This is a genomic window from Brevibacterium luteolum (genome assembly GCF_013004595.1).
Classification (GTDB): Bacteria; Actinomycetota; Actinomycetes; order Actinomycetales; family Brevibacteriaceae; genus Brevibacterium; species Brevibacterium luteolum.
The window spans coordinates 1-1093 of sequence record NZ_JABEMC010000021.1; the positions used below are offsets into that span (position 1 = coordinate 1).

Genomic DNA, 1093 nt, shown 5'->3' on the forward strand with positions numbered 1-1093 from the left:
TGTACTTCCTCGGGAGGTTGTGATCGGGATTTGAGGTGAAAGAAGACCTCCGATATCGAAGTGGGTAACCACACTCACTCGAACCGGAGGTCTTCCATGACTCACCGTAATGCACCGATGACCGTCGAGGGTAGGCGCCGGATGGTCGCCCTGGTTGTTGAGGCCGGCTGGTCCCAGCGCCGCGTGGCCGAACGGTTCCAGGTCTCCCCGGCCACCGTGTCCCGCTGGGTGCGCCGCCACCGATCCGGGGCCGGGCTGCAGGATCGCTCCAGCCGTCCGCACCGCAGCCCGCACCGGCTGGCGCAGCGCACCGAACGGCGGATCATCGCCATGCGGTTCACCAAGCGGTGGGGTCCGCACCGCATCGGCTACCACCTGGGCATCCCGCGGTCGACGGTGGGACGGGTGCTGGCCCGCTACCGGATGCCGAAGCTGGAGTGCATCGATCAGGCCACCGGGCTGCCGGTGCGGCGACCACAACCGCACCGCTACGAGGTCGATGCTCCCGGGCAGCTGGTCCACGTCGACGTCAAGAAGCTGGGCCGGATCCCCGACGGCGGCGGCTGGCGGGCTCACGGCCGCGGTTCAGTCCAGGACCTGCGGGCGCAGTCGGCCCGCACCAAGGCGGCCCGCGCGAAGGCGTCCCCATCACGCGGGTATCGGTACCTGCACCACGCCGTCGATGACCACTCCCGGCTGGTGTACTCCGAGATCCTCGACGACGAGAAGAAACACACCGCCGCCGGCTTCTGGAACCGGGCGAACGCCTTCTTCGACACCATCGGCGTCACCGTGGAGGCGGTGATGACCGACAACGGGTCCTGCTACCGGTCCGGCGACTTCAGACAAGCTCTCGGCCCAGACATCAAGCATAAGCGCACCAGACCTCGCCGGCCGCAGACGAACGGGAAAGCCGAGCGGTTCAACCGGACCCTGATGGTCGAATGGGCCTACGCCAGGCCCTACTCCAGTGAAGCCGAGCGGGAAGCCGCCTACGAGACGTTCCTCCACGACTACAATCAGCATCGAGCCCACACCGCTATCGGAGGCCTCACCCCAGCCGACCGCGTTCACAACCTCACGGGGAACTACA

At 67.2% G+C, this 1093-nt stretch carries 1 protein-coding gene; it reads left to right on the plus strand.

The annotated features are described in order from the left end of the window. Window positions 1-96: 96 nt before the first annotated feature. Window positions 97-1093, plus strand: a 997-nt coding sequence (locus tag HLA91_RS13635; RefSeq protein WP_170275125.1) for an IS481 family transposase, incomplete at its 3' end; no start/stop codon positions are given.